This is a genomic window from Acinetobacter sp. (assembly GCF_041911495.1).
In the GTDB taxonomy this organism is placed as follows: Bacteria; Pseudomonadota; Gammaproteobacteria; order Pseudomonadales; family Moraxellaceae; genus Acinetobacter.
This window is the reverse complement of the sequence record NZ_JAYROT010000033.1, coordinates 1-4,737: the sequence shown is the minus strand read 5'-3', so window position 1 is coordinate 4,737 and position 4,737 is coordinate 1. Positions and strand designations below refer to the sequence as shown.

General features: G+C 43.1%; 5 protein-coding genes. 1 reads left to right on the top strand and 4 read right to left on the bottom strand.

Going from position 1 to position 4,737, the window contains the following annotated elements; genetic code table 11:
* Positions 1 to 252: 252 nt before the first annotated feature.
* The 4 genes from ACE3PQ_RS03885 to ACE3PQ_RS03870 all read right to left on the bottom strand — a co-directional run bounded on the left by ACE3PQ_RS03885 (position 253) and on the right by ACE3PQ_RS03870 (position 4,204).
* Positions 253 to 1,962 (bottom strand): cation:proton antiporter, encoded by a 1,710-nt coding sequence (locus ACE3PQ_RS03885; protein ID WP_374295383.1) that lies wholly within the window; start codon positions 1,960 to 1,962, stop codon positions 253 to 255.
* 155 nt (positions 1,963 to 2,117) lie between these two features.
* The gene (gene rpmG / locus ACE3PQ_RS03880; protein WP_003654787.1) at positions 2,118 to 2,273 is read right to left on the bottom strand and encodes a 50S ribosomal protein L33; all 156 of its coding nucleotides are present in this window, start codon (positions 2,271 to 2,273) and stop codon (positions 2,118 to 2,120) included.
* A gap of 12 nt (positions 2,274 to 2,285) precedes the next feature.
* Complete coding sequence (rpmB, locus tag ACE3PQ_RS03875) at positions 2,286 to 2,522, bottom strand: 50S ribosomal protein L28 (protein WP_092619282.1); 237 nt, start codon at positions 2,520 to 2,522, stop codon at positions 2,286 to 2,288.
* Positions 2,523 to 2,755: 233 nt separating this feature from the next.
* On the bottom strand, positions 2,756 to 4,204 hold the full coding sequence (locus ACE3PQ_RS03870; protein WP_374295380.1) for a coniferyl aldehyde dehydrogenase: 1,449 nt from the start codon (positions 4,202 to 4,204) through the stop codon (positions 2,756 to 2,758).
* A 313-nt stretch (positions 4,205 to 4,517) separates the two neighbouring features.
* Here ACE3PQ_RS03870 and ACE3PQ_RS03865 point away from each other — a divergent pair.
* Positions 4,518 to 4,737 (top strand): TetR/AcrR family transcriptional regulator (locus ACE3PQ_RS03865; protein WP_374295379.1); only part of this gene is annotated, 220 nt, incomplete at its 3' end.

The following is a 4,737-nucleotide window of genomic DNA, read 5'->3' as shown; positions in this document are numbered from 1 at the left end:
GCAAACTACTCGGTGATAATGCAGGTGCAGTAGCGCAACATATGGTGCAGGCTGCGATCTATGGTGTGATGGAACAACAAATGAATAAATGGCATGCCAATGTGGTCGATCAAAAGCCACAACACTATAGTTAATTGCATTGATGTGAAAATATTAGCTGAAAAATTGAAAAGGTGCAGATTGCACCTTTTTTGTTTTTTGGACAGTTCCCTTAAGATGATGAGTTAACTGAAAGATTAATTATCCAAAGAATTAGTGTGTAGTTTGATGCACACGTTCGATATGCGTCAAAATATCTCCAGTGATATTTTTCGCCATTTCTTCTTGAGCAAAATAAACCTGTCCGATGTTTTCTTCACGAAGCACTTTTGCCTCTTCGACACTTTCCGCACCGACGATGATTTGTAATTGTGGATTGAGCTGTTTTGCGATATTTACAATTTGATGAATATCTAAAATATCCATCGTGCGGAGCACTAGTAGGCGTGCGTGCATAATGTGCGCTTGAATCAAGACATTTGGATCGGTTGGTTTCCCTGATACCGCAGCAATGCCTTTCTCGCGCAACTTCTCGACCACTTCACGGTTCTGATCGGTGATTACCACTTTGATATTCTGCGCTTGTAATTGATCTGCAATGTGGCGACCTGTCGGTGTGTAGCCAACAATCACCACTTGATCACGCAGATTACTTTGATCCACTTCATCAGGCAGCATCGCCAGTGGATCGCCACTACGCTCTAGGAGTCGTGCCAAATGTGAGCGTTCACGAATCCAGCGTTGAATTGGTTCCACTGCTGTAAAGATAAATGAATTAAGAGAAATAGAAATCAAAGCACCTGCCAAAATCAAATTTTGTGCTTCAAGGGTGAGTAATTTTAATGCCACACCAAGCGTCGCAAGGATAAAGGAGAACTCGCCGATTTGTGCCAAGCTTGCGCCGACCGTCAGTGCCGTGTTGAGCGGATAGCGGAAGAACAGCACCAATGCCATCGCTGCGATGGTTTTACCAATCATGATGATGGCAACTACGGCAAGGATATGCAAAGGCTCTTCGATGATAATGCGAGGGTCAAACAACATCCCCACCGATACGAAGAATAGAATGGCAAAAATCTCACGCAGCGGTTGTGTTTCTTCTTCAGCACGATGGCTAAAGTCAGATTCTTTGACGACCATCCCTGCGAAGAACGCACCAAGTGCCATCGACACGCCAAAGATCGCATAAGAGCCGTAGGCAATGGATACGGCTGCAGCGACTACCGTCAAGGTAAATAATTCACGTGAACCAAGTCGAGCGACAAACTGCATAATCATCGGCACAAGACGTTTACCCACGATGAGCATAAAGGCGATAAAGCCAGCAACCTTGAGTAAGGTAATGCCGATGGTTAGCCAAATATTTTGACTATTGTCATCACTAAGACTGACACCGCCTAATAAAACTGCTGTGGCAGGAAGTAGAACTAAAGCCAAGACCATCACCAAGTCTTCGACCAAAAGCCAACCGACGGCAATTTTCCCATTGACCGAGTCGAGCAAACCACGATCGCCCAATGCTTTGAGTAAAACGACAGTACTTGCACATGATAGGCTTAAACCGAAGACCAATGCCGAGCCAAATGACCACCCCCAAAGCATCGTGACAGCAATACCCAAAATGGTTGCCACAGCGATTTGCAATATTGCACCGGGGAGGGCAATCCGTCGTACTTGTATTAAGTCCTTTAGGGAAAAGTGCATGCCAACGCCAAACATCAGGAACATCACACCGAGCTCAGCGAGCTGATTGGCAAGGTGGATGTCGCCCACAACACCCGGTGTATTCGGGCTAATGATAATCCCTGCAATCAAGTAACCAATGAGTGGCGGAAGTCGTAGACGTGCAGCGATATAGCCAAAAATCAAAGCCAAGCCAAAACCAACGGCGAGTAAGATAATCAGGTCTACATCATGTGGCACAGCACGCTCCAAATAATATTGTGAATAGAAATAGATGTTTAAGAGAGATAAAGCATAAATAATGCCAAAATTTATCGCTTAAAGTATAGCAAACAATGCAAATTTCAGGCATAAAAAAACGACTCATCGAGAGTCGTTTTTTATAGAGACTAAAATTATTTGATTTTAGCTTCTTTGAAAATCACGTGTTGACGGATTTTTGGATCAAATTTTTTGATTTCCATTTTTTCCGGCATCGTACGTTTGTTTTTCGTAGTGGTATAGAAATAACCTGTACCAGCAGTTGAAACTAGGCGAATTTTATCACGCATGGCAATGGCTCCTTAGATCTTTTGACCTTGAGCGCGAAGATCAGCAACAACCTTCTCGATGCCCAATTTGTCGATAATACGCATACCTTTGGTAGAAAGACGAAGACGTACAAAACGCTTCTCAGTTTCTAACCAAAAACGGTGGTGGTGCAGGTTCGGCTCGAACCGGCGCTTGGTTTTGTTGTTTGCGTGCGAAACGTTGTTACCAACGATTGGACGCTTGCCGGTAACTTGGCAAACCTTAGACATGGTGAACTCCATTGATTAAGCCGAACAATAAATGGTATTTGTCAGGCTTGTCAGTAAGTAAAACAGGGTAACTCATTTGTAAGGGGCGTTTTATACCAAATTTCAGGTTAAAACACAAGCACGCCTTCCAAAAATAAGACATAAACAATGCGATTCGTTTATGTCTTGATCAATCTTCAAAAAAATGTCATCAAAATAGCTGACCATGGTTTTGAATGTGCCTCGGCGTCATGTTAACGACGAAGCAGAGTATTATACATGATCTTGTGGATCGGTTTGTTAAATGGCGGCAAAATCATCTTAAAGGTGTACAACTTTGGCTTAGACATCATCGAGCGCTCATGAGAGAAGCTAAAGAAACCTTCTGGACCATGATATTTGCCCATCCCTGATGCACCAACGCCACCAAATGGTAAATCATCTTGGGCAACGTGGGTGAGCGCTTGATTGTTGCCAAAATGACCTGAATGGGTGTGCTGCGCAACGTATTCTGCACGATCCTTATTATAGTCAAAATAATACAAAGACAACGGGCGTGGTCGATCATTAATAAAGTCAATCACTTCATCAATGCTGTCATATTCAAAAATCGGCAGGATCGGACCAAAGATTTCATGTTGCATCACTTGCATGTCAGGGGTGACATTGGTCAAAAAAGTCGGCGCAATTTTGCGTACATCGGCAAGCGCTTCATGTTTACAGTTAATTTCAATGATTTGTGCACCATGTTGTTGTGCATCTTCAAGATAACCCTGTAAACGACGATACTGCTTGTCATTGATAATCGAGGTATAGTCTTGATTGTCCCGAATGGTCGGGTACATATGTGTGACAAATCTACGGAAACTTTGCACAAACTCAGCTGTCTTGCCACGTGGTAAGAATAGGTAATCTGGTGCAACACATGTCTGACCTGCATTCCATAACTTTCCTGCAACGAGGCGTTGCGCAGCATCTTTGATCGACATTTCAGGATGGACGATGGCAGGTGACTTGCCACCGAGCTCCAAGATCACTGGAACAAGGTTTTCTGAGGCAGCACGCATCACAGTTTTGCCAACGTCGGTTGAGCCTGTAAAGATCAATTTATCAAAAGTTAAATGGCTAAACGCATCGGAGATCGCACCACCACCATTAATGACAGAAACCAAATCACTTGGAAAAACTTCTGCCAAAGCTTTTTGCAATAATGCACCAAACTTTGGCGAAGCGCTTGAGATTTTGATCATGGCGTGGTTGCCTGCAGCGAGTGCGCAGATCAGTGGTCCCACAGATAATAGAAGCGGATAGTTCCACGGCGCAATGATCCCGATCACACCAAGCGGTTGGTATTCTACCCATGCTTTGGCAGGGTGGTGAATGTGTCCAACTTGGCGTTTCGATGGCTTCATCCATTTTTCTAAATTTTTTGAATAATAATGAGTTTGCTCAACACAAGTCAGTACTTCACCGATCTTGGTTTCTGCTACAGCACGATTGCCATAATCTTGTGAGATTGCTTCGGCAATGTCATCTTGATATTTCAGTAAGACTTCACGTAGATTGGTCAAACGATCAATACGCTCAGCAGCAGTTGGCAATTGATGACGGCGATAAGCACGCTTTTGCTCTGCAAGGATGTCATGCATTTCTTGGATTTTGTCTGATCCAGTGTTGCTGAGGCTTTTGTTGAGGCTGTTCATATCTTTGTGGCCATATTGACTATTCGTTGCGCTATTTTTAGAGTAAAAGCTCTAAATAGTCAAGCAATAATCAAAAAGCTATGCTAGATTGATGTGGTGTTAACGCTTTTTATGTATCGTGTGGCGATGATCATATGGTGCAAATGGGCTTGTGTTATATTGCAACACGATGATTTTAAATCTAATTTCAACATGGATTTTAAAAGCGGATTTTAAAAGTTAATTTTAAGCACGGATTTTAAAAGCGGATTTTAAACATAGGTTTTGTGCATCGTGATTGTGGTGTGTGGATCGCATGCGATGAATATTTTAAATGCTCAGCGTGTGCATTAAATCGATAAAGGATAAACGGTTGAAAGCGTCTAAAACCAAGGAAAGAATTTTGCAAACCAGCTTGGCGCTGTTTAATGAACGGGGCGAACGGGCGGTCACCACCAATTATATTGCCGCTGAGCTCGGTATTAGCCCAGGCAATCTGTATTATCATTATCGCAATAAACAAGAAATCATTCGGGAGTTGTTCGATCAATATC

What these genes read in the sequence shown, in the direction of transcription:
- rpmG (WP_003654787.1), bottom strand. Translation starts at nt 2,273, where the DNA reads ATGCGTGATAAAATTCGCCTAGTTTCAACTGCTGGTACAGGTTATTTC.
- rpmB (WP_092619282.1), bottom strand. Translation starts at nt 2,522, where the DNA reads ATGTCTAAGGTTTGCCAAGTTACCGGCAAGCGTCCAATCGTTGGTAAC.
- ACE3PQ_RS03870 (WP_374295380.1), bottom strand. Translation starts at nt 4,204, where the DNA reads ATGAACAGCCTCAACAAAAGCCTCAGCAACACTGGATCAGACAAAATC.